Source organism: Vibrio maritimus (genome assembly GCF_021441885.1).
Classification (GTDB): Bacteria; Pseudomonadota; Gammaproteobacteria; order Enterobacterales; family Vibrionaceae; genus Vibrio; species Vibrio maritimus_B.
In genome coordinates this window covers 666,397-688,805 of sequence record NZ_CP090439.1, presented here as the reverse complement: position 1 = coordinate 688,805, position 22,409 = coordinate 666,397, and the positions used below count along the sequence as shown (strand labels likewise).

At 46.5% G+C, this 22,409-nt stretch carries 20 protein-coding genes; 4 read left to right on the top strand and 16 right to left on the bottom strand.

What is annotated here, in order from left to right; genetic code table 11:
- Positions 1-76 precede the first annotated feature (76 nt).
- From LY387_RS19625 to LY387_RS19585, 8 genes are all read right to left on the bottom strand, one after another.
- Entirely contained in the window at positions 77-1,966 is a 1,890-nt protein-coding gene (locus tag LY387_RS19625; RefSeq protein ID WP_267967712.1) for a polysaccharide lyase family 7 protein, read from the bottom strand.
- A gap of 163 nt (positions 1,967-2,129) precedes the next feature.
- Entirely contained in the window at positions 2,130-2,762 is a 633-nt protein-coding gene (locus LY387_RS19615) for an aldolase (RefSeq protein WP_234497533.1), read from the bottom strand.
- 2 nt (positions 2,763-2,764) lie between these two features.
- Entirely contained in the window at positions 2,765-4,012 is a 1,248-nt protein-coding gene (gene otnK, locus LY387_RS19610; RefSeq protein ID WP_234497532.1) for a 3-oxo-tetronate kinase, read from the bottom strand.
- 30 nt (positions 4,013-4,042) lie between these two features.
- Positions 4,043-5,593: a tripartite tricarboxylate transporter permease gene (locus LY387_RS19605; RefSeq protein ID WP_234497531.1), complete on the bottom strand. Its 1,551-nt coding sequence runs from the start codon at positions 5,591-5,593 to the stop codon at positions 4,043-4,045.
- A 19-nt stretch (positions 5,594-5,612) separates the two neighbouring features.
- A complete protein-coding gene (locus tag LY387_RS19600) occupies positions 5,613-6,083 on the bottom strand; it encodes a tripartite tricarboxylate transporter TctB family protein (RefSeq protein WP_234497529.1) in 471 nt (156 codons plus the stop codon).
- A 51-nt stretch (positions 6,084-6,134) separates the two neighbouring features.
- Positions 6,135-7,100: a Bug family tripartite tricarboxylate transporter substrate binding protein gene (locus LY387_RS19595; protein WP_234497527.1), complete on the bottom strand. Its 966-nt coding sequence runs from the start codon at positions 7,098-7,100 to the stop codon at positions 6,135-6,137.
- 81 nt (positions 7,101-7,181) lie between these two features.
- Complete coding sequence (locus LY387_RS19590; protein ID WP_234497525.1) at positions 7,182-8,255, bottom strand: isocitrate/isopropylmalate dehydrogenase family protein; 1,074 nt, start codon at positions 8,253-8,255, stop codon at positions 7,182-7,184.
- Positions 8,256-8,317: 62 nt separating this feature from the next.
- Positions 8,318-8,974 carry a hypothetical protein gene (locus LY387_RS19585; RefSeq protein ID WP_234497523.1) on the bottom strand — a complete coding sequence of 219 codons (657 nt, stop codon included), beginning with the start codon at positions 8,972-8,974 and terminating at the stop codon, positions 8,318-8,320.
- Between the two features lie 312 nt (positions 8,975-9,286).
- On the opposite strand from LY387_RS19585, the gene LY387_RS19580 reads away from it, so the two are divergent.
- Complete coding sequence (locus LY387_RS19580; RefSeq protein WP_234497522.1) at positions 9,287-10,207, top strand: GntR family transcriptional regulator; 921 nt, start codon at positions 9,287-9,289, stop codon at positions 10,205-10,207.
- Between the two features lie 77 nt (positions 10,208-10,284).
- On the opposite strand, the gene LY387_RS19575 is transcribed toward LY387_RS19580, so the two are convergent.
- The 3 genes from LY387_RS19575 to LY387_RS19565 all read right to left on the bottom strand — a co-directional run bounded on the left by LY387_RS19575 (position 10,285) and on the right by LY387_RS19565 (position 13,637).
- Positions 10,285-11,130 (bottom strand): class I SAM-dependent methyltransferase, encoded by an 846-nt coding sequence (locus tag LY387_RS19575; RefSeq protein ID WP_234497521.1) that lies wholly within the window; start codon positions 11,128-11,130, stop codon positions 10,285-10,287.
- Between the two features lie 213 nt (positions 11,131-11,343).
- Positions 11,344-12,315, bottom strand: coding sequence for a hypothetical protein (locus tag LY387_RS19570; protein ID WP_234497519.1), 972 nt, complete (start codon positions 12,313-12,315; stop codon positions 11,344-11,346).
- The gene (locus LY387_RS19565; protein WP_234497518.1) at positions 12,312-13,637 is read right to left on the bottom strand and encodes a sphingomyelin phosphodiesterase; all 1,326 of its coding nucleotides are present in this window, start codon (positions 13,635-13,637) and stop codon (positions 12,312-12,314) included. Before LY387_RS19565 ends, LY387_RS19570 begins: the two co-directional genes overlap by 4 nt.
- A gap of 227 nt (positions 13,638-13,864) precedes the next feature.
- On the opposite strand from LY387_RS19565, the gene LY387_RS19560 reads away from it, so the two are divergent.
- Together LY387_RS19560 and LY387_RS19555 are read left to right on the top strand one after the other, a co-directional pair.
- Positions 13,865-14,797: a lipase family alpha/beta hydrolase gene (locus tag LY387_RS19560; RefSeq protein WP_234497517.1), complete on the top strand. Its 933-nt coding sequence runs from the start codon at positions 13,865-13,867 to the stop codon at positions 14,795-14,797.
- A gap of 2 nt (positions 14,798-14,799) precedes the next feature.
- The gene (locus tag LY387_RS19555) at positions 14,800-15,648 is read left to right on the top strand and encodes a lipase secretion chaperone (RefSeq protein ID WP_234497516.1); all 849 of its coding nucleotides are present in this window, start codon (positions 14,800-14,802) and stop codon (positions 15,646-15,648) included.
- A 69-nt stretch (positions 15,649-15,717) separates the two neighbouring features.
- Here the strand turns inward: LY387_RS19555 and LY387_RS19550 are convergent, their stop codons facing one another.
- Positions 15,718-16,482, bottom strand: coding sequence for a hydratase (locus tag LY387_RS19550; RefSeq protein WP_234497515.1), 765 nt, complete (start codon positions 16,480-16,482; stop codon positions 15,718-15,720).
- A gap of 86 nt (positions 16,483-16,568) precedes the next feature.
- On the bottom strand, positions 16,569-17,498 hold the full coding sequence (locus tag LY387_RS19545; RefSeq protein WP_234497514.1) for a LysR family transcriptional regulator: 930 nt from the start codon (positions 17,496-17,498) through the stop codon (positions 16,569-16,571).
- Between the two features lie 147 nt (positions 17,499-17,645).
- Between LY387_RS19545 and LY387_RS19540 the strand changes: the two genes are divergently transcribed.
- Positions 17,646-18,509, top strand: a complete 864-nt coding sequence (locus LY387_RS19540; RefSeq protein ID WP_234497513.1) for an SDR family oxidoreductase — start codon at positions 17,646-17,648, stop codon at positions 18,507-18,509.
- Positions 18,510-18,565: 56 nt separating this feature from the next.
- On the opposite strand, the gene LY387_RS19535 is transcribed toward LY387_RS19540, so the two are convergent.
- From LY387_RS19535 to LY387_RS19525, 3 genes are all read right to left on the bottom strand, one after another.
- The gene (locus LY387_RS19535; protein ID WP_234497512.1) at positions 18,566-20,347 is read right to left on the bottom strand and encodes a sodium:solute symporter family transporter; all 1,782 of its coding nucleotides are present in this window, start codon (positions 20,345-20,347) and stop codon (positions 18,566-18,568) included.
- Between the two features lie 391 nt (positions 20,348-20,738).
- Positions 20,739-21,257 carry a phosphoribosyltransferase gene (locus LY387_RS19530; protein WP_234497511.1) on the bottom strand — a complete coding sequence of 173 codons (519 nt, stop codon included), beginning with the start codon at positions 21,255-21,257 and terminating at the stop codon, positions 20,739-20,741.
- A gap of 159 nt (positions 21,258-21,416) precedes the next feature.
- Entirely contained in the window at positions 21,417-22,322 is a 906-nt protein-coding gene (locus LY387_RS19525) for a LysR family transcriptional regulator (RefSeq protein ID WP_234497510.1), read from the bottom strand.
- Positions 22,323-22,409 lie beyond the last annotated feature (87 nt).

Below are 22,409 nucleotides of genomic sequence, written 5' to 3'. Positions count from 1 at the left end.
GACACCAAAAGATAAACAAAGGCACTGCTATTTGAGCAGTGCCTTTTTCTTTTGAAGTTGGGAAAAGCGTTAATCGCTAGTTCGCCGTGTGTTCTATATCGATTTGAGAAAAACTCGCTTCAAATCGTTGTCCGGCATTGTCGCTATCTGGCTTGAATTGAGGGTAGAGACCCGCTTTGAAGTAGTAGGCGATCTCTGGCTCTGCCCAGTCCGTGCTCATGGTAATCGTGTCACCATCTTTGGTATCGGAGTACGCAGCACCCCAGCCAAGAAAACGTTCAACTTTGCCTTCGCCGTTTTCTTTTTGCGTCATCAAAGTGATGCCGTTGTCATCGACGGTAATCTGATACTGCCACTCTTCATTGGCAGCGTAGGTACCCATTTCGACACTGAAAGGCCAATCGTCACAACCATCTTCGTTGTCCGAGCACTTTTTATTGTCCGTGAAGAAGTCTTGGTTAAGTATCACACGTGTGGGTTTCGATTCCCCTTCCCACAATAGCTTCACTAGAGCTTGGCTGATTTCCCAACCGTGCACCTGACCGACGACGACTTTAGGATCTTGTCCTGAGATCTGAGGGTAGTCATCGATTCTCAGAGTCGAAGTGAGCGTGTGGACATCCGTCCCCGTCGTTGAGTCATTGATTTTCCAGCTGGTGGCATCAGAGCTCGTGCTACATGTGTCTAGCGCTTGCGCATTAAAGAGCTCTCTAAACTCTGAGCGAATATAGCTGCTGTTAGACGTCGATGTGCCGTAGCCCATGTCTGTGGCGAAGTGAACACGGTTATCAACGACTTTGAAAAACGAAATGTCGCCAGAGTCATAGTGATAAAGGATGTCGGAGTCATTGTTGAAAACAAACTCTTCTGATTCTGGAGAGCTGTAGCAGTGATACGGCTTAAACTCAGCGGCAGAGCTACTACTTTCACTAGAGTCCCACTCAGATTTGCTGACAGGAATGGTGATTTTCCATTGGTCGATGTCCCAGTTGATGCCTTGTTCAAAGCTTTCTTGCTGAACCTCGAGCTTAGAAAACCTCACCTCAGACCAAGTATTGATGCCATCGCCATCATCGTATTGGTTGTAGACGCCCGCTTTAAAGTAGCTGAGTAGATCTGCCCAATAGCTAATATCGTGATCTAGCTTTTGTACACCGTCTACTTCGATGACCAGGCGCTCTTCTTGGATGGTGATATCCATATCGGTCATCGCATCAAGATTTGCTTCACCAAGGTCGATACGCTGATAGGCGTTGTTGCAATCACTTGAACCAGCATGCTCACTACCGCTACTGCAATCGAGAGCATTAACTTTTAGCACGGCCCAATAGTGTCCCATCTCGCCGTTTCGCTCTAATTCGTAGGTAACGCGCAATAATGGGTGTGGAATGTAGCCAGTGCCATCTGAGCTCGTTCCTTTGTTATGAACTTGCAGAAAAGTCACTTCATCGCCATCAACACTCTGTTCTAGAACGCTCTTGATATCAACGGGTTGAAAACTGCTGCTCAATGTTCGTGATACACCAGTTTCACTAATATCAAAGTTTTCATTAACTCGAAGCTCAGAGCGATTGCTATCACCGCTCATTTTGAAAATCAGGTCTTTAGTATTTTCATCGGCATAGAAATACTCATCATAGTAACCGCGCATGAGATCATCGCTATCGGCTACATCTGACTTATTACCGTCGTCTTCTGATGGGTCTGAACGTTGAAGTTTCGATGCGGTTAGCACGGCGTCGTACTTAGAGTACAAAGATGGCGCTACCGGTTTTACCACCGGGTCAACAGGATCTACTGGGTCAGTAGGATCGACCGGTTCACTCGGGTCGGTTGGTTCTTCAGGTTCCGTTGGGTCGGTGATTCCTGGGCTTGAAGGTGTGGCAGAGGTATCCGAATCTCCGCCACAGCCAGCGAGAAACGCTGGCGTTAGAAGTAAACAACTAATGAGTGCAGTCTTTTTCATAATATAATCATACTTATTATCATTTGCTGATTATATTATTTGTATTACAAATATTTAGAATGGACTGATGATAGATTTGTGATTTAGTCGACAGTTTTATCGCATGCAAATGCAACAGTGTGCTGACATGTAACCCCTATTTATATGTCTGAAAACAAAAGAATTAAATCCCCTTTTTTGCAAGGATTTGAACATCGCTTGGAGAAATATAAGCGATGTCCATCCCATCTAGGATAAAGCGAAGCTTCGCGGTTTCTTCGAGCTCTTCGGCATTATCGATCGCATCAAGTAAGCTTGAACCAGTGACCACTGGACCATGATTCGCTAACAAAAAAGCGCGATGATGTGGGGCAAGCTCGGCAAGGTGTTCTGCAATCTGACTATCGCCTGGGTTAAAGTAATCGACCACTGGGAGATTACCGACACGCATGACGTAGTATGGCGTAAATGGCTTGATTGCATTGCTTTTATCTAGACCCTGCAAACACGACAATGCCGTTAAGTACGTCGAGTGCAGATGCACGATTGCCTTCGCTTGTGGGCGACGCTGGTAAATCGCCAGATGAAACGACGCTTCTTTAGAGGGTTTGTCACCACTGAGGTGGTTTCCTTCCATATCCACAACCGATAGTGTGTCTATATCTAGGCGTCCAAAAGAGGAGCCTGTTGGCGTCGTAAGAACACGTTGCTCATCAAGCTTAACTGAGATGTTTCCTGCACCTCCTGTCGCATAGCCTCGTTCAAACATCGATTTTGCCAACTCTACGAGTTGGACTCGTTGCTGTAGTTCTGTCATGTCTATTGATCCTGAGCTTGCTGGAAAAAGTGTCTGTCACCAAAGTTGCCAGACTTGAGGGCAAGTGAAAATTGTCCATCGAGACTTTGAACCCAAGGCACACCGGGTGCTATTTCTGCGCCGATTTCAAAACGATCAACGGACAATGCCTGTGTAACCGTACTGGATGTTTCTCCGCCAGCGCTGATGAAAACTTGGTATTCCAGTTGACTAAGTTGCGAGACCAGTTGATGGAATAAGCCCTCCACTGCAGCAGACGCTGCAGAACCGAAGTCGGCCTGAATTTGCTTTAGCTCATTCGCCGGAACAGTGGCATAGACAAGTGGAAAATAGGGGCGATATGAGTGCTCCTTTATCCAATCTATTACTTCCGTTATGTAGTTTGGTTCATTGATGACGCGCTCGATATCGAGTTTCAAACTTGCCGCTAGCTCCTTGTAAGCGTCGACTTGTTGATTGGTCATGGTGGAACAAGAGCCCGATAGTACAACGCCTTTTCGATCCAGCTTCGGTCTAGAGAAGCGCTCGACACTCTTGCTCGTTGACGTCATTCGTTGAGCTAGGGCGCCAACCAGCCCCGATCCCCCAGTTAGCAAACGGTGTGACTCACAAGCCGCGGCAATCGTGTCCAGATCCTTGTGAGTTAACGCGTCACAAACAATGAATGTTGCCCCTTGCACCGATGCATCTTCTACCGCAAGCTGCGTTGCGTTACACCCTTGTTGAACAGTATGCCAGTCAAGTAATGCCGCGCTGCCATTTGCTTGCGACTCTATGAGACGTAGCAAATTTGAGTCTGTCATAGGAGTAATCGGATGATGCCGCATCCCTGACTCAGAAAGCAGTTCATCAAACACAAAGAGATTGCCTTTGTATACAGTGCGACCATTAACAGGAAGTGCAGGGCAAATCAGAGCTGTGTTGACGGCTAAATGTGCCATCAGCGCTTCGGTTACAGGACCGATGTTGCCATCGGTCGTGCTATCAAAAGTGGAGCAGTACTTAAAGTATACTTGTGTGCACCCTTGGGAGAGTAGCCAGTTGCTCGCATCCAAAGACTGTTGTATGGCGATGTCTGCAGGACACGAGCGGCTTTTGAGGCTAACGACCAGAACGTCTGCGTTGATACTCTCATCTTGAGAGGGAACCCCTGACAGTTGCACCACTCGGAGTCCGGATTTCGCAGCAAAGCTTGCTGCATCCGTTGCGCCGGTAAAATCGTCGGCGATAACGCCTAGTTTATTGATCATAATTTTACTCTTTTCTATGCCTTCCGTGACCTAGTGGGAAGCGCGTTCCACACCATTGCTAGAGAGCTTTTTTGACTTCATGCCCTTATAAACCTTTATCGCGACCGATAGACCAACGGTTGTCATCATTATCAGCGTTAAGGCGAGCGATAGTGGGCGCTCAACAAAGATAGAGAGGCTTCCTTGGCTGATGATAAGAGATTGCAGGAAGGTACTTTCCGCCATTCCACCTAGCACAAGCGCAAGAACAGTAGCCGCAGGAGAGTAACCATAGAGCTTCATACCAAATCCAATCACACCCATAAACAGCAGCATAGAGGTCTCGATAATGCTGTTATTGAGCGCGTACGAACCGATAACGCAAAGAATCACGATTACGGGTACGACGAGGCGGTACGGAATGTCGAGGAACTTAACGAACAGTGGAATGGCAAGAATACTCAGCGCGACCAACACCATATTGCCCAAGTACATACTAGCAACCAATCCCCACACCAAGTCCGGGTTTGAATCGATCAGCATCGGGCCTGGTTGTAGTCCCCACATCATCAGTGCGCCAAGTAAGACGGCTGTCGCTCCAGAGCCTGGGATACCTAGAGAAATGAGTGGCACCATAGCGCCTGCTGACGCTGCATTGTTGGCGGTTTCTGGCGCCACAAGCCCACGCATTTCACCTTTACCAAAGCTCTCAGGATCTTTCGCGACTTTCTTCTCTACTGAGTACGCCAGAATTGAGCCGATAGTGGCACCAGAGCCAGGTAGTACACCTGCCACAAAACCAATAATCGAGCCGCGTAAGAAAGTAAGACGTGAAGTGATGAAATCTTTAGTCGTTGGCCAGAAATCTCGTGAACGGAAGCTAAATTGAACGCGTTCATTTTGGCGTTTATGTTGACCGGTATAGATGCAATACAGTAGCTCTCCAATACCGAACAGACCGATGGCGACAGGAACAAAGTAAATACCGCCAATAAGTTCAGGAGATCCAAATGTGTAGCGCTGAGCACCACTCACTGAATCGACGCCTACCATGGCGATAGCAAAGCCAAATAGAGCGGAGATAATGCCGTTTAGTCGATTGTCACCCATCATAGTGGTCAGCAGTAATAGCCCAAGCATAATGATGAGGAAGTACTCTGATGGTCCGAATGAAGAGGCAAAGCTTGCCAGTATAGGTGCAAAACCACAGATTAGGATTACACCCAATGTGCCGCCAACGAAAGAGGCCACTGCCTGCATAACGAGCGCAGGACCTGCTCTACCGTTTTGCGCCATAGGGTAACCATCAAGCGTGGAGGCGACTGTGGCTGATTCTCCTGGGGTATTAATCAATATCGAGGTGATGGTACCGCCGTACATTGAACCATAGTAGATACCCGAAAGCATGATGATGGCGGTTGTTGGCGCCAGACCAAACGTCATTGGTATTAAGATAGCGATGCCTGCAGCAGGACCAAAGCCAGGAAACAGACCAACGATCATGCCAACCAGCGCACCGATAAGAAGGAACAGCACATTGGTTGGCGTCATCGCAACGGATAGGCCAAATAACAGGTGCTCAAAAATTTCCATAAAAAACATAACGTAACATTCCTATCTGTTAGTAAAGCACGCTTAAAATTCCGTCTGGAAGTCCGGCTTGAAGCCAAACCTCAAACAGCACGAAGACCGCCATGGGAAACGCAATGGAATAGACGACGTTTTGAACCCATTTTCCACGATTGAAGTAGGCTAGAAACGCTAGGCAAAACAGCATCATAGAAACGACAGCACCTAAGGTACTTAGGCTAAAGATCAGTAATGTGATGCACCCGGTTACCGCGATAGTGTCTTGTTTGTAATGTGCTTCGCTCCCTTCTTGAGTCAGGGTTGAATCCTTGTTCAGACGAAGTTGTTGGAAGTCTTTGTAGACATTTAGCGCGGTTGTAACGACAAGACCGAGCCCGATGATCAAGGGAAAGTACCCAGGACCAGGGCGGTCATTGATGTCATAAAGGTCGAGGGTCATTAGGCCATAAACCATGAACGCCAATGAAGATACAAAGGTGCTGACCGAAAACCAAAATCGCATGAGAACTCCTTAAAAGAGCGGCCGCAGGGCAGCCGCTCTTTATCACTTGCTTTACTTAATCGCACCAATCTGTGTTAGTACACGTTCGAAATCGGCATTAGTGGCGGCAAGATTTTTAGCAAAATCATCTCCCCATACCGTATTGCCAGATAGGCTGTTTGTTTCTAGATACTCTTTCCATTCAGGGGTATCGACAACGCGTTGTAGGGTTTCAACCCACCATTGCTGAACATCTTTGTCGACGTCTTTTGGCATCACAACGCCGCGCGGTAGCGAGAATGCGAAATCGTAGCCTTGCTCTTTAAAGGTCGGAACTTGTTTGTAGATAGTGCTACGTTGAGCTTCCGAATACGCCAGTGGGCGGAAGTTTCCCGCTTTGATCTGACCTGATACTTCAGATGGGTTGGCAACAATGGCATCAACGCTCTTCGAGGTAAGTGAAGTCACCATACCGCCACCATCTTGCGAAGGGACATAGTCATAGGTGAATCCCGCAGACTCAGCAAATAGGCTCGCCACTACGCGCTCTGGACCAGCCGCGCCTGTGCCACCAATAGTGACGCGGTTTTGTTTAGCGTGTTCTACAAAGTCTTTTGCAGATTGATAGGGTGAATCTGCGCGTACAACAATGAACATCGCATCTTGTGCTAAAAGACCAATCGGCGTGAAATCTTTATATGTCCAGCCAGTGTTGGATACCAATGGTGTACCCAAGAAGTTGCCACTTGTTGAGGTCAGGTGGTATGGATTCCCCGCTTGTTGTGCGACGTGGTTGAAACCAACTGCACCACTGCCGCCAGCGAGGTTATCGACACGAATGTTTCGGTCGTAAAGTTTGTATTTTTTCAGGATGTCGACAACAGTTCGCGACATCAAATCGTTACCGCCACCGGGACCAAACGCTATGGTGTAGTTGAGGCGTTTAGTTGGGTAGTCAATATCTTTTGCTAGTGTGAGCGGTGATGTCAATACTGCTGCCATCACTGGCAACACTACGAATTTTTTAAGTAATGACATGTTCTATTCCTTTATCGTGGTTGTAGGTTTGACCTGTTTCATTGTTATGTTTTTGCTGTACCACTTAATCAGCGTAGGGGGTTAGCTCGAGGCTAGTGTGGTGACTACCGCTTTGCTAAACGCTTGACAGCCAAGGCTGCCACCAAGATCAGCGGTGCGGTAATCAGGGTTTTCTAATGTGGCGTCCACGGCCGATGTCATCGCATGAGCGGCTGAAACGAAATCTTCACGCTGATGCTTTTGACCCATCCACTCAATCAACATGGCGACCGAGAGAATCATCGATACTGGGTTAGCGATATCCTTGCCCGCGATATCTGGCGCTGAGCCGTGCTGAGCTTGAGCGCAGCAGTGTTCATCACTCGCCATCATTGAACCGGCTAAGCCGAGGCTGCCAGACAGTTCGCTTGCTAAGTCGCTGATGATGTCGCCGTAGAAGTTGGTCGCCACCAGCACGTCAAAACGTTCAGGGCTTCTCACTAAGTGAGCCGTGGATGCATCGACGAGTAAGTCATCGACTTCGACCTCAGGGAATTCAGCCGCGACTTGATTGACGGCTTCTAGGAACAATCCATCTGTCATGTGAAAGCTGTTTGCTTTATGAATGGCAGTCACTTTCTTGCGGCGTGTCATTGCGAGTTCAAAGGCTTTTCTTGCGATGCGCTCTGAGCAATGGCGGGTAATTTTACGCATGGACAGTGCCATATCTGGTGAGGGTTTCACTTCTCCCCAACCTTCGGTCATATTGCGATCAGGGTAAAAACCTTCAGTTGCTTCACGCATGATGACTAGGTCGATGTTTTTTCCTTCGCTCATATTGGTTGGAAGAAATGAGCGAGAACGTGCTGGTCTCACGTTCGCGTATAAATCGAGCCCGATTCGAAAGCCTGCTGATACGTTGCGACCTCCTTGCTCAGGTTTCGGATAATCCGCATGAGATTGAGTACCAAGGATGATGCCATCGTATGTCTTTGCTTTATCGAGTGTTTCTTGACGTAATGTAGTTCCGTATTTTTCTAAGCTGTCGAAGCCTACATCGTCAAAGTCATAACTAAGGTCGAGGCCAAACTTTTGATCTGCTGCTTTTAACACTTCAACGGCTGCTGTGGTGATCTCCGGTCCAATGCCATCCCCTGGTAGAATGAGTACTTTCATGACTTCCCTCTTTTCCTTTACTGGTTCTAGATTCAATTGATTACGCGATTGCTTCATCGCATTTAGGATTTTGATAGTTGCGTTTTTAGATATTGCACGGCACTCATCGGGCTCGAGAGAACCGTTTTTCCTGACTCTGCTGCAACAAGCGCTGCTGCTGGTGCAGAGGAGAAATGAGCGAGAAGCAGCACATCTGTGTGAGCCAATTGTGATGCGTCTCTCACCATTGCTTGGTTGTGAAGCTCTACGTTGCCCAGTTTCAGAGCATCTCTAGCTTCACTGATACAAACACTTGTGATTTTGGCGTTAGGATTGGCCTCTGCTGCAAGTTGGTAGAATTCTTCTTCCATGCCCTCGATAGCGGGAGCAAAGGATCCCAACATGCCGATATTTCCAGATAGGGCGATGGCTTTCTCAAACATGGCTTGATTTGGCTTCAAGACAGGGATTTCGGCATTGTTTGCTGCTCGCTCAATCGCACTTCCGAATGCAGAACAGGTAAACATGATGGCGTCAGCTCCCCCTTCAATCGCTAGCTTAACGAGCTCCTCAATACGGCGATTAAGGAAGGGGGTGAGGTGTTTTGTCTTTGCTCGCTCAATACTTAAGGTCTCGTCCCAAAGGTGAACAAGTTCAGCTTCAGGCCAATGAGATTCAAATGCCTCTTTAATTGGCTTGATGGCGATCTCTACAGCATGGATTAGGTAAATTTTACTCATAATTAAATTGTTTTTTGTTTTGCTTAAATACATTTTTAACATCCAAGACTTTTTTGTCAAACAAATGTTAAAGAGGCTGAGTGAGCACAAAACATAGAATGAGTTAAGATTAAAATATTTTAATATCAGATATTTACGAAGATTTTGGTGCGTCGTGCCAGTGAGAAATCTATCGGAAGTTGGTAAAGTTGTATTTTGTAAATGTGAAATACATCATGATTTTGATGCGATTTTGTATCTTTTAAACATTGTGTTCACAAAGTACAATTTATGGGTGATACTAGAGAAATAATAAAAAGGAAGGCCTAGTGGATGGAAAATAGTCAAATAAAACGTCAGAGTTCAGCGGAAATTCTTGCTCATAGGATATTGGCTTTAGTGCACGAAAATGAGCTGGAGGTGGGCTCACACATTAAAGAGATGGAATACGCCAAACTATTGAAGGTATCTCGGACACCTATTCGTGGCGCCTTTTCGTATTTGCAGCAAGAAGGGTTCTTAACCAAGAAGCCAAATCAGGGCTATTTCTTGGCTAAGAATCTTGATGGACAAGTCGCTAAGTCGATGGAAAATCAGCAAATAGAGTCGACAGATCTGAGTCCCATCAGCTACCAGATAGGACAAGACTATCTGAGTGGTCGCCTTGCTCGAAGTTTTACTGAAAATGAGCTAATTAACCGATATGACCAAAGCCGAAAGTCTATTCAAGAAGCGCTCCTCGCCATGGAGAAGGACGGTTGGCTAACCAGAAACCTAGGCTATGGCTGGGAATTCAATGAGTTTATCTCGTCCCCTACCGCCTATGCACAAAGTTATCGTTTTCGACTTTTAATTGAACCTGAAGCCCTGCGTGAGCCGGGCTTTCAAGTCAATCAAACCAAATTACAAATGCTGAGAATGTCGCAAATAGATATTTTAAACAATGATGAAAAGTTGGTATCAGCTGCGGATATGTTTAATGCAGGCGTATTGTTTCATGAAACTATTGTTGCTATGTCTGGCAATGTGTTTCTACTTGACGCGTTAAAGCGCGTGAACCGACTGCGTCGTTTGATTGAATACAATGTAAACGGTAAACGCCCAATTCCGAGAAAGGAATGCGAAGAGCACTTGTTACTTCTAGAGCTAATTGAAAACAATCAGCTGGAGCAAGCCGCAGAATTCTTGTCTAAGCACTTAGGTCGAACGGCGGGAGAAAAAGAGCAGATTGCTCAAGAGTTGTTTGGAAAGTAGCGAAAACAGCACAGCAAAACGGTGCTTGGAAAAACAGGGCTCAAAAAATGGGGCATAGATATGCCCCGTTTTATTGTTTAACTAGGCGTATGCCCAATCACCACTGCCATCTCATCCGCTTCTACAAGCGGTTTACCACGTAGGTCGCTGTAGCTTGCCTTGATTGTTAACCCATGAGGCTCAAGTTCCGCTTTGATCTGCTCAAGTGAGAAGTGCTGCAGCCAGTTATATACGGTTTTTTCACTTTCTTCTTCATAGATCACGTATTTGTCCAGCGTCACTTTTTCATCTTGATAGGTGAAATTGGATTGGATACACCAATAGTCTTGAGCACTCCAAAAACCGTTCATTGCGTTCTTGTCGAGTGTCAGTGACTCGGATTGTTTAGCAAACCTTGTTGCAGTGTAAACATCGAGGGCAATAGACCCATTTGGTGCAAGCATCGACTTGAACTTAGCCAGTAACGACGAGCGCTGTGTTGGATTTAAAGCGCAGAAGTCGCACATCACCATAGTGATCAAATCAAACGTTCTTGTTTCTTGATGGTCAAGGTAGTTGCCAAGACGATACTCAATCTCCAGCCCAGCTTGTTCTCCCTGTTGCTTGGCGTAACGTAGAGAGTTTTCTGAGAAATCTAATCCGACGACTGTGCCAATACCACGTGATTTTAGCCGATGCGTATAAAGCCCTGGGCCGCAACCAAAGTCGATGGTTTTGGAGGACGCATTTAGACCAAATTCGTTAACTAACCAGTCAACAGACTCATCAATGAATGAGAATGAGCGTGATGCCGCTTCGATGTCAGGGTTTAGATGAAACGCGAGCATCTGTTTTGCAATGTGTGTATCTGTCCACAGTAGATCGGCGGTGTAGGCTGACCAAACCTGTGGTTTTTCAGTGGCGTCGTTCAGTTTATTGAACATGTTTTGTAATTCCGACAATAAGTTAATGTGTCGTCCTTACAGGATTGTTAGGCGAGTTGATTAACCTAACAATGCGCAAGGACGCATAAATAAAGTAGTAGATAGAAAACGAATCATTGGAAGGTCCTCCTTGCTATTTGATGAAATTTCAGCGGGAATTTATCAGTAAATTTGGCCGACAGCAAATGATTGATAGAGGTTGAGCAAAATGACTTAACTCCCATGGTTGGCAAAGAACCTTTGTCGAAACTCGCTGATTTTCTGTTGATAGAGCGTCTGCCATTGAGCGTCGGTGAGCCCTGCATAATCAGTTTTTCTTTGCCGCGAGAGCTGACTTTCAAGCTGATTGAGTTCTATGTGGTAGTCTCGGACTCTATTTTGCTGTGTCGTGACTTGCCGCTCTCTGTTTCGAATCTCCTCTATCTGCACTGGCGACAAATAGGTACGTTCAAGCTCAGCAATAAAAGCGCTTTTTTCGTCTTCACTCATACTGTCTGATAATGAACTCGCCGCTTTTTCGAACTTCGCTACATCGGTGTTTAAGCCTAAATCATGTTCTTGGGATGCTTCTAAAAGTGCCTCAAACGCCTCACGATATTGCGTTGGACTTTCTAGTGTCAGGTCTTGCTGATTTAGCTGGAAATCATAAGCCGCAAATTCATCGCTCAACAAAACCTCTGCCCACTCGCCCCAAACAAGTTTAGCTTGGTGTTTAAATTGAGCGATACGTGATGTTAGTGACTGATTGCTTTCAAAGACCAGAGTGCCAAGCCTTTGCTGCCAAAGGCGACTGAGCTCTGGGTAACTCTTAACAAATTCGAAGTATTTAGGGGGCACGATTTGTCTTAGGGCGAGAAGGCTGTCCTCGCAGTTACTCTGAGACAAGCAGGTGCGCCAGAAGGACTCGAGTGACTCAATGAGCTTTTTACCTTTTGTGGATTCAAGCCGATGAACGTAGTGTTCAAGGCTGGTAGTTAGCCCATCTTGATTTCTAGTCTTTGGTATTGCAGATCCGCCCGCAGAGACTTTTATCGTTGAATCAGTAATCAGAAGCGCGTTGTTTGTGTTTTCTTTTGCCCTTTCTGGGGTCGTGTCTTGCACGTGGGGTGGGTTAATACTGCGAATACACAGCATCACTGTGCCCGCCAAAATGACGGACACAGTTAATAAGACTAGGCGCTTCATGGCTTAATCGCCGCCGCAACTGGGAAATGATCCGACAGGTTGTAGTGCTTCCACAAGCTATCGTCGGTTGAGCGGGGTATATCGACTCGATTGTCATTGGAGGTTCGCTGGCCAAATTCGCTGCTCACCATGACGTAATCGAGGTATTCGATGTTTTCCCCACCTGATAACGCCTCACCGGCAAAGTCATTAATACGAGGATCAAATGTCGATTCAGTGTAGCCAGAATACATTGGTTCGATGGCGCTCAAGTTGGCAATCATCAGCTGGTAATCATCTGGGAATTTGCGTTTGTTAACATTGAAGTCTCCGCTGTAGACCACAGTCTCGTTAGCGGGAATGTTTAATGAATGCGCGAGTGCCTTCATTTGTTGAAACTGCTTTTGCCTAAATGCACGCGCTGTGTCCGTGTCAAACGAAGCGGTGTGCGTAGCGAAGACATGGTATGCCTCACCACCTTTAATGATCTCGGCATAATTGACCCCTTTGTCGGCGAAGCAGTCAGTGCCAGAGCAGTCAGGAAACACATATTGTGCCTCGTTAACGATAGGGTAGCGGCTGACAATAATGACGCCCCCGTCGTAGATGTTGATGCCTTCCTTATCTAGCATCTTCGTTTGGTAGGGGTACTCTTTTGCCAACTCTCGCAGAAAGGCATCTCGGCCACTAGCAAATACCTCTTGGAGTGCAAGCACATCATGGCCCTTGACGTAGTTGGGCAGCAGTTCGTAGCGATCGCCTATGTGTGAAGCGATAGCTGGAAGCGCCCAAATGTTGTACGTCATCAGCTTTAGGTTTTTATCGTTGCTGTCGATGGTTTCATCAACTTTTTTTGGGGTGATGGTGTAGTACAAATCGTCGTAACGAGCCGTCTTGACTGACTTAAACGCGAGTTCTGTACCGCTATAAAAGGCGTCGGTAGCTTTTCTGTATATATCGCGATCATCTTTGAGTTCTAGATCCACATCCGCTGAAGAGACACCATATTCAATGGTGGAATTGTACCAATGTCCCTTCATCACTTGGCTGAGAGTAACGCTCTCACCCGTTGGATTAGAAACCACAGTCTCAAACTGATAGGTGTGATTGGATTTTACTCCTTCCCAGCGATTGAAACTAAGCACTGCCTTGGTCTCCCAAGGACCCAGTGTTTGCACATGTTGTTGCCACTCTTCACCGTAATTAAGCTCGGAGGTTCCCTGGTGTTGTACTTGAATGGTCAGTGGCTGAGCGGAGTTATTCGTAAGGTAGACATCGGTATCTGCAACGCTTGGTAGCGCGAGTAAGCTACCAAATAAGAAGATTAACTTGTTGTAATTCATTTTGATATCCGTGGTTTAGGGTGGAGTAATTATTCTTATTTATCTGTATGACTTGCACGTTAAATCCGTATGACAATAGTTGCTTATTGATTGAATGTGATCATTTCAAATGAGGTTGATATGCAAATGTGGGCACAGTTTCACATTTTTTAAAATGCACTTTGGCGACCTAAAAATTGCTCTACTACGCTGATCGACTCATCGGAGGTCTGACAAGGAATGCGATAATGAAACACATATCACTGCTTATTTTGTGTGCGGCAATAGCCCTCAACGCACAAGCAAAACTGTTTGGTCATCAGTCCGGGTATACACAAACCAAATACCCCATAGTCTTGGTTCATGGGCTATTTGGTTTTGATTCCTTAGCAGGATTTGACTACTTCTATGGCATCCCGCAAACGTTGAGTAAGGATGGAGCTAAAGTGTTCGTCGCGCAGATTTCAGCGACCAATAGTTCGGAAGTTCGCGGTGAGCAACTACTTACTCAGGTGGAAAATGTATTGGCGGTTACTGGCGCTCAAAAGGTCAATCTTATTGGACATAGTCATGGTGCCCCTACCGCCAGATACGTGGCTTCAGTCGCGCCGGAGATGGTCGCGTCTGTTACCAGTGTTGGTGGTGTTAATAAAGGCTCTAAAGTGGCAGACCTTTTACGTAGTCACGTCCCTGAGGGCTCTGCAGCTGAAGCTATCGCGGTAAAATTGGCAGGCGGATTGACTACTTTGATTGGTCTGCTGTCTGGTGGCTCCGATCTTCCTCAAGATGGGCTTAGTTCTTTAGCAGCACTCACGACAGAGGGATCATTGGCTTTTAATGCCCTTTATCCAGAGGGCGTACCAACATCGACCTGCGGTAATGGTGACTGGCAAGCGGACAATGGCGTTTATTACTACTCTTGGACAGGCACCTCGACTTACACCAATGTGCTCGACCCTGCTGACCCCGCCATGCTTATCTTAGGGCTTGCCTTTGATGAGCCAAACGATGGTCTTGTCGGTCAATGCAGCACTCATTTGGGCAAGGTGATTGGCGATGACTACAAGATGAATCACCTTGATGAAATTAATGGTCTGCTCGGGATCCACCACTTATTTGAAACCGACCCGAAAACCTTATACCGACAGCATGCAAATCGACTCCAGCTTCAGGGGCTCTAGCCATGCGAATGACAACCAAAGTGCTGATGTTCTTGTCCGTTGTTAGCCTTGCTATTGCGGGCGCTTGGATTTTGACTGAAACCCGCGATAGCTCGGATCTGCCAATACAGGCCTCCTCTCAACAGGATACTCAAGTCGATGAGGGGTCACTTCGTGACACCTTCGATTACTTTTTGACTGATGCTAGTCAAACTGACGTGAAGACAATTGAGCAAAGGTTTGAACATTACAGCGACAACTCTACTGGAATGGCTCCTGTGCTCTTTAAGAAATTCATCCAATATAAAGCTGCATTGGCAGATCTGGGTGCAACGGAAGACTTTAATGCTCTGCATCAGCAAATCTTGGCACTTCAAGCACGCTTTTTTACCGTCGAGGAGCGGCAACGCTTATTTGCAGAAGAAAACCAAATGCGAGAGCTCGCGCTTAGGCAAAAAGAGCTAAAACTGATAGCGCAGAGCCCAGAGGAGTACCAGCAGATGTGGCAACAAGAATTAGCGCAACTCTCCCCAGAGCTTCAGCAAAGCTATTACAACGCGAGCTTACTGACCGCCCTGAATGAGACAAACTCGATGGATGCGCAAAGTCAGTTCTTAGTTCGCGAGTCATTAGTTGGTACTGAAGCGAGCCAAAGGTTGGCGGCATTGGATGAGAAACGGGCACAGTTTGAGCAAAGCGTTCAAAGCTATATGCTGGCGCGAGCTGAGATCATTGAGAATGAGTCATTGTCGGAGTATGACCGAGAGCAAGCCATTGCAGAACTTAGAGAGCCTTTGTTTGATAGTCGTCAGATCCGTCGAATCGAAGCGCTGGAGCGAATTTACGATCAAAACCGTGCATTGACACCCTGACGAGGAGAGCTATTGCGGTATAAAGCGCGCAATACCGAGGGGTAAGCGCGCTTTTAAATGAGTTAAGGCTTAGCCTTTCGCCTTGAAGGTGACTTGGTATTCACCAAAACCTTCATACTGAATGGTGGTTGACTTATCGAATGCGACTTCAACAATGCCACAGTAAGAGCCCGTGATGATTGCTTCGCCAGCTTGGAAGTCAACGCCACGACGTGTCATCGTATTGATCAGCCAGTAGATTGGCGTTTGTGCAAGTTTATTTGGATGCTCACCCGCGAAGGTTTGTACATCGTCGCCTTGAGAAACCGCAATGTTGATACTTGCTGCATCAAACGCTTTTTCGCGAGGGAGCTCAGGACCGATGAACAGACCTTGGTTGACTAGACAGTCAGCCAGTTTCTCATAGAATTCAGCGCCGCTGTCGTCAGCAAAACGTGACTGCATCAACTCTAGCGCCATGTGGCAAGAGCCAATCGCGTCGTTGATCTGCTCTTCACTGTAGCCTTCAGGGTTAGCAGGTAGGGCTTTGTTCAGTACGAATGCGATCTCTGGCTCAATACGCGCCACGTTGTTGTCAGCAAACAGCTCACAGACTTCGCCAGTCTGCACACTACCAGCAAAGATCGGCGCAACAACAAACTTATCATCTGCCAAAGGAAGCAGACACTTCCAACCACCCACTTTGTCACTGTGGATATCAATCATTGATGATTGGATTTGCAGTGCATCGTCGAGAGTTTTCGGGCGTTGTGTCTCGTCAAGACGCGGCGCTTTAGTACCCGCCACACGGCGACCTAGCAGCTCAGAGGCAGCTTGCTTAAAAGTATTTGTCATATTATATCACCTATATAAGTTTGAAACGATGATAGCTGATTTTCACAAAAATAAATAGCTAGAGAGAACGCTGAATGAGACGCCCATCACTCGTTGGTAGCAGTTTGGGAAACACCTGATAGCTTTTCTCTGAAGTCCGCGCGCTTTGTTCTTATAAACTCAATAAACAACTGCGATTTAAGCGGCAGGTGACGTTTGTCCGGGTAGACTAGCAGCATGGTTCTATCTTGCGGAACCCAGTGTTCAAGCAGAATCTCTACGTCCTTGCTTAGTAGCTCATCACGTAGCAGAGAGTACGGTAGATAGCAGATGCCAGCATTGTTGAGCATGAGTGCTTTCGCTACGTTGAAATCATCTGAAACTATATCGGACTGATTGTTGATTTCTACTTCCTCTCCGTTAAATGTAAACCGCCAAGGTAGAAAGTAACCTTCGACATGATTTCGAATACAAGACAACTGATAAAGATCGATAGGGTGGGAGGGCTTTCCGTATTTAGCGCAGAATGATTTTGACGCCGCGAGCACATATTTCACTGGAGAGAGCGTAAGCGCGACAAGGTTTGAGTCATGAAGCGGACCAAGTCGAAACGCAAAATCGATGCTCTGTTTAGTGAGATCCTGAAAGCGGTTCGATGACGCAAGATTAATTCGAATGGTCGGGTACAGAGCGCGAAATTCCGCTAGCATTGGTGCGAGCAAATCCTGGCTTAGCGCCTTTGGTGCTGAAATCGTTAAGGTGCCAATGGGCTGATTTGCCATCTCTTCGGCATCGCTATAGAGCTCAGTGACGGTATCGGCAATAAGCTGAGCCTTGGGCAGCACCTGTGTACCGAGCTCTGTTAGTGACAGTGAGCGGGTTGAGCGGTTCAGTAACTTCCCCCCAAGGTCGTGTTCGAGCTGCTGAATCTTTCGACTGACCGTCGTCGTGGGGACATTCAATTGTCTTGCTGCCTCGGCAAAGCTTTTCAGTTCCACAACTTTAGCGAACAAAGGCAGCGCAGAAAGTTCTTTCATTTCAGTACGACTCTAATTATCCCAAATAAGGGATAGTAAAGTTCATTTTAACCCTCTAATCAATGTTTATGGGCTTAGCTATAGTAAATCCATATCAAGGCAGCGCGCTGCTCAACGGGTAAAACTGACACAAGAACCAAGGGGTTGATGATGGAAATTTTAGTACTAGGCGCAACAGGTAACACGGGCTCAGAAGTGGTTAAACAGCTAAAAGAGGCGGGCGCCGATTTCGGTATCATGGCACGCAGCGCTGACGCCGCGAACAAGTTAGACCTTAACCCTAACCAAGTTCGCGTCAGCAACTACGATGATGTTGAGACAATGACTCAGGCTCTAGAGGGTGTGAAGAAGATTTATGTGGCGATGCCGGCTCACCCTAGCAACCAGCAGTGGATTGAGAATACAGTAGCTGCCGCAAAAGCAGCAGGTGTTGAGCTTATTGTTAAGCTTTCTGGTATGGGGGCAAAAGCGGACGCTGGCTCTGAGATTATCCGTACTCACGTTTTAACTGATGATATCGTTAAGGCGTCAGGTATTGCTTATGCCATTGTTCAGCCGAACTCGTTTTTCCAAAACCTGTATGGCAGCCTGCCAACGATTAATGCGATGGGGCAGTTCTTTTTACCTCTGGCGCAAGCGAAGCAGAGCGTTATTGATATTCGCGATGTAGCTGCTGTTGTCGTGACCGCATTAACTCAATCTGGACATGAAAACCAAACCTACCTTATTTCAGGTCCAGAGGCGCTGACTTTTGCTGAACAGGCGGCGATTCTGACGGAAGTTTCTGGCAAGCAGATTGACTATATCGCAGTGCCTCAAGAGGCTGCTGAGTCAGCAATGAAAGAGGCGGGCATGGATAACTGGACAGCTGAGAAACTCGCAGAAATTATGGCTTGGTTTGGAGAAGGACACTACGCATCGGTTACCGATACGGTGGAGCGAGTGACTGGCAACAAGCCGAGAACGTTTAGAGCGTTTGCAGAAGAGTTTGCTGCGGTGATCGAAAAATAAGCAAGAAGGAGAGCCTAGGCTCTCCTTCCCTGTTTAATAGTAATACCTTGTCGATATTAATTGTTTGTTGCTGTTTTCACGACTTTTTCTTCCACTGAATCATCGACAGCTTTGACGAGCAGTAAGCCCACACCCAGCACGATGGCACCACATAACACAAAGGTCATTCGTCCCCAAAGTGGATTTGGCAAGGCAAACATTGCGATAACGCCTATACCTGATACCGCAATCAATGAGCCCAGCATTTTACGCTGTTTGTTATCTAGCTTTTTCTGCTCAGTGGAGTCGCTGACTAGTGGAGTCGCCAAGTTATTGAAGAACTTATCGACATCTTTTTGACGCTGCTCTTCAAGCGGTTTGTAGAACAATGTCGTTAGACAGAAGAACCCTGCTGTAATTACCATGTGTGCGACCAAGCCTATAGCGACTTTTGCGTCTGCCCACTCACGTTTTGTTAGCTCATTGAGACCAAACCAGGTTTCAATGTGATCAGCGGTAATCATAAAGCCAACCATGTAAGAGACAATGGCACCAACCAATAGCGTGCCCCAGCCAGCCCAGTCTGGCGTTTTCTTGACGAAGAAACCGCAGAATGCAGGGATGGTCATCGGGAAGCTGATTAATGCGCCCACGTACATCATGGTATCGAACAGGCTTAATCCTTTTAGAGAGTTGATGAACAGCGCAATCAAAATGATGACTAAGCCAAACACGGTTGATGTTGCTTTAGAGACAAACATCAGCTCTCTTTCTGTCGCATTAGGGCGCAAGATAGGCTGGTAGAAGTTCATCACAAAGATGCCCGAGTTGCGGTTTAGGCCCGAGTCCATCGAAGACATGGTCGCAGCGAACATGGCCGCGATAAGTAGACCCACCATTCCAACTGGCATGTATTTTTCCACAAAGTAGAGGTAGGCAAAGTCACCTGCTTTTTTACCTGCATCAGGGTATTGGGCAGCAAGATCAACACCTTGTCCGGCAATAAACCAAGAAGGCATAAACCAAATAACAGGGCCCATGGTCATCAACACACACGCTAGTAGCGCCGCTTTTTTGGCGTTTTTCGAGTCTTTTGCTGCTAGGTAACGGTACGAGTTGAGCATGTTGTTAGTGATACTGAACTGTTTCAGGAAGATACAGAATGCCCAGATACTAAAGATGCCTAGATAGTTTAGGTTGTTACCAGAAACAAATGATGCCCCTTCTTGTACTGGGAAGTTATCGATAATTTCACCAACACCACCGCCATGAATCACCGCGACGACAGCACAGGTAATGGTAACTGCCATGATGATAACCATCTGCATGAAGTCAGAAGCGATAACCGCCCAAGAGCCGCCACTTACCGACATGACAAGTACAACGAGACCGGTCAACACAATCGTTGTCGTCATATCAAACCCGAAGATACCCGAAGCAATGATCGCTAGACCATTTAACCAGATACCAGCTGAGATAACGCTGTTCGGCATTGAAGACCAAGTGAAAACTTGCTCGTTTTTGGAGCCAAAACGCATGCGAATCGCATCGATTGGCGTAACAACGCGCAGCTGGCGAAACTTCGGAGCGAAGTATAAGTAGTTCATCAGATAGCCAAAAGCGTTTGCGACGAAGATGATCGCAACAGCAAAGCCATCTGAATATGCTTTGCCCGCTGCCCCGGTAAATGTCCAAGCACTGAACTGGGTCATGAATGCGGTAGCACCTACCATCCACCAAAGCATGTTACCGCCCCCGCGGAAGTAGTCACTGGTTGTACTGGTAAATGTGCGGAACATCCAACCGATAGCGATTAGAAAAAGAAAGTAGATGCCGACAATAAAAGTATTGAGTTCCATCTTGGGTAATCTCACGTTCGTTGATATATGTCGACATCATATCTAGAGTTACTTTTAATTGTAGTATTATATTTTAATTGTGTGATGGTATAAAAAAATATAGAAAATTTAATATTAACGATAAGTAAGTGGCGAAAATTAAAGTATATGAATGGCTGGGTTTTAGTCTTTTAAAAACAAATGCTTAAGGTTGGTTTGTTCGGTGGTTTGATACTGTTTATAAGGGAAATTTGTCGTTATGGAAAGAAAATTTAGTTGCATCGAAATAAAAGGAGCGTGTAGAGGTAAAACTGTTGTTTATATTCGAGCTTTTAAAAGTAAATATATTCTCATCAAATGAGAATATATTTACTGAAGGATTATGAAATGAATAACTTAGTCTAGAATTACGTTATTTTACGAGCTTGGAGACATACGGCACATTGCGAAGCTTATCTTGCCAAGGTAAACCGTAACCAACGAGTAGGTCATCGTTTTCCATTTCATAAGCGTAAAGCTGAGGGAAAGGGATATCGACTCTGCCTGGCTTCACAAACAAAGTGGCAATGGACAACGTTTTTGGTTGATAGTGAGTCGACAAATACTCGACTAGTCGTTTCATGGTACCGCCAGACTCAATGGCATCGTCAATGACGATAACATCTTTGCCTTCAATCTCGATATTTTGGTGATAAACAATCTCGGACTGATTGTTTCGATCGCCTGGTGTATGTGGGCATGAGATGGTATCCATTCTAACTTCAATTTCCAGCTGTCTGACTAGGTCGGCAGTAAATAAGATGCCGCCCGGTACGACAGAGATGACGACGACCTCTTCAAACTGTTGATTGATAAACTCAGCGACTTTCTTTGTGCCAGCTTGTATCTGCGCTTCACTCAAAACGAGCTCGCCTAAATGCCGATTACGCATAGTTTTTCTCCGTTAAGCCGCGATTCCAATAATGCGGCGTGTCTGTGACTATCCACATCCTAGCACTCGGTAAAGAAGCCGACGAGTGAGTTGTTATTTGCTTAGCAGAGAAATGATGAGCACTTCTCAACTCTCTAGTCTTTGACCTCGACCTACGCGCTAGCGCTCCCAAGAAGGCGGGCTTCCAACCTTGTCGATGAGGTAATCTATAAATAGACGCACTTTTGGGCTCAGTGCGTTCGCTTTAGGGTAAACGAGCCAAATGGAGGTATAGTCTTCTACCTCGTAGTCAGGCAAAACTCTCACCAGTTTTCCAGTCTTTAGCTCATGGAATACACTCCAATACGCATTCATAGAAATACCAATCCCAGCAACGGTAGCAATTCGCATACTGGTGCCATCGTCGCAAATAAGCCGTATCTTGCTGCTATCGGGAGGGAAAGTGGCGCCATTGTTTGATTCGCTATGCAGCTTTCTTGGTTTGGCCTCTTTGAAAGCGATAATGTCATGATTGATAAGTGAGAGTGGCTCTGCTGGCATCCCTTTTCGAGATACATAGTCGGGGGATGCGCAAAGTATGCGGCGATCATTCGCAAGCTTACGTGCGCGCAATCCGCTGTCTTTGACAGCGCTGTTTCTTAGCGCGAGATCGATGCCGTGGTCGATGATGTTTAACTCTTGATCACCCAGTTTGAGATCGATAGTGATATTCGGATATCGGTCTAGAAATTCGGGCAAAACAGGAACGATATAGAGCTGAGCAAACGTGCTTGAGACGGCAAAGCGAATGGTCCCTGACGTTTCATCCAGTTCCTTACCGACCACACTCAAAGCAGCGTCGTGTTGCTTCAATATCTCTTTCGCATACGGCAGAAACTGCTCGCCTTGAGTAGAAAGTGTAATTTTTCGCGTAGAGCGGTGGAACAAGTCGGCGCCTATCTGGTTTTCTAGTTTAGATAAGCGAGAGCTTGCTATCGCAGGAGCGAGCCCTAGCGATTTTCCCGCTGCGCTGATGTTGAGCACTTCCGCGACCTTGATAAACAGTCGCAGACTCTCTGTTTCCATAGACCTTGTTTCCTAAGTATTTGAACGCAATGACCTAACGGTTTAGAAGCAAAGTATAGTCCAACAATTACCCGAAAATGCCGAATT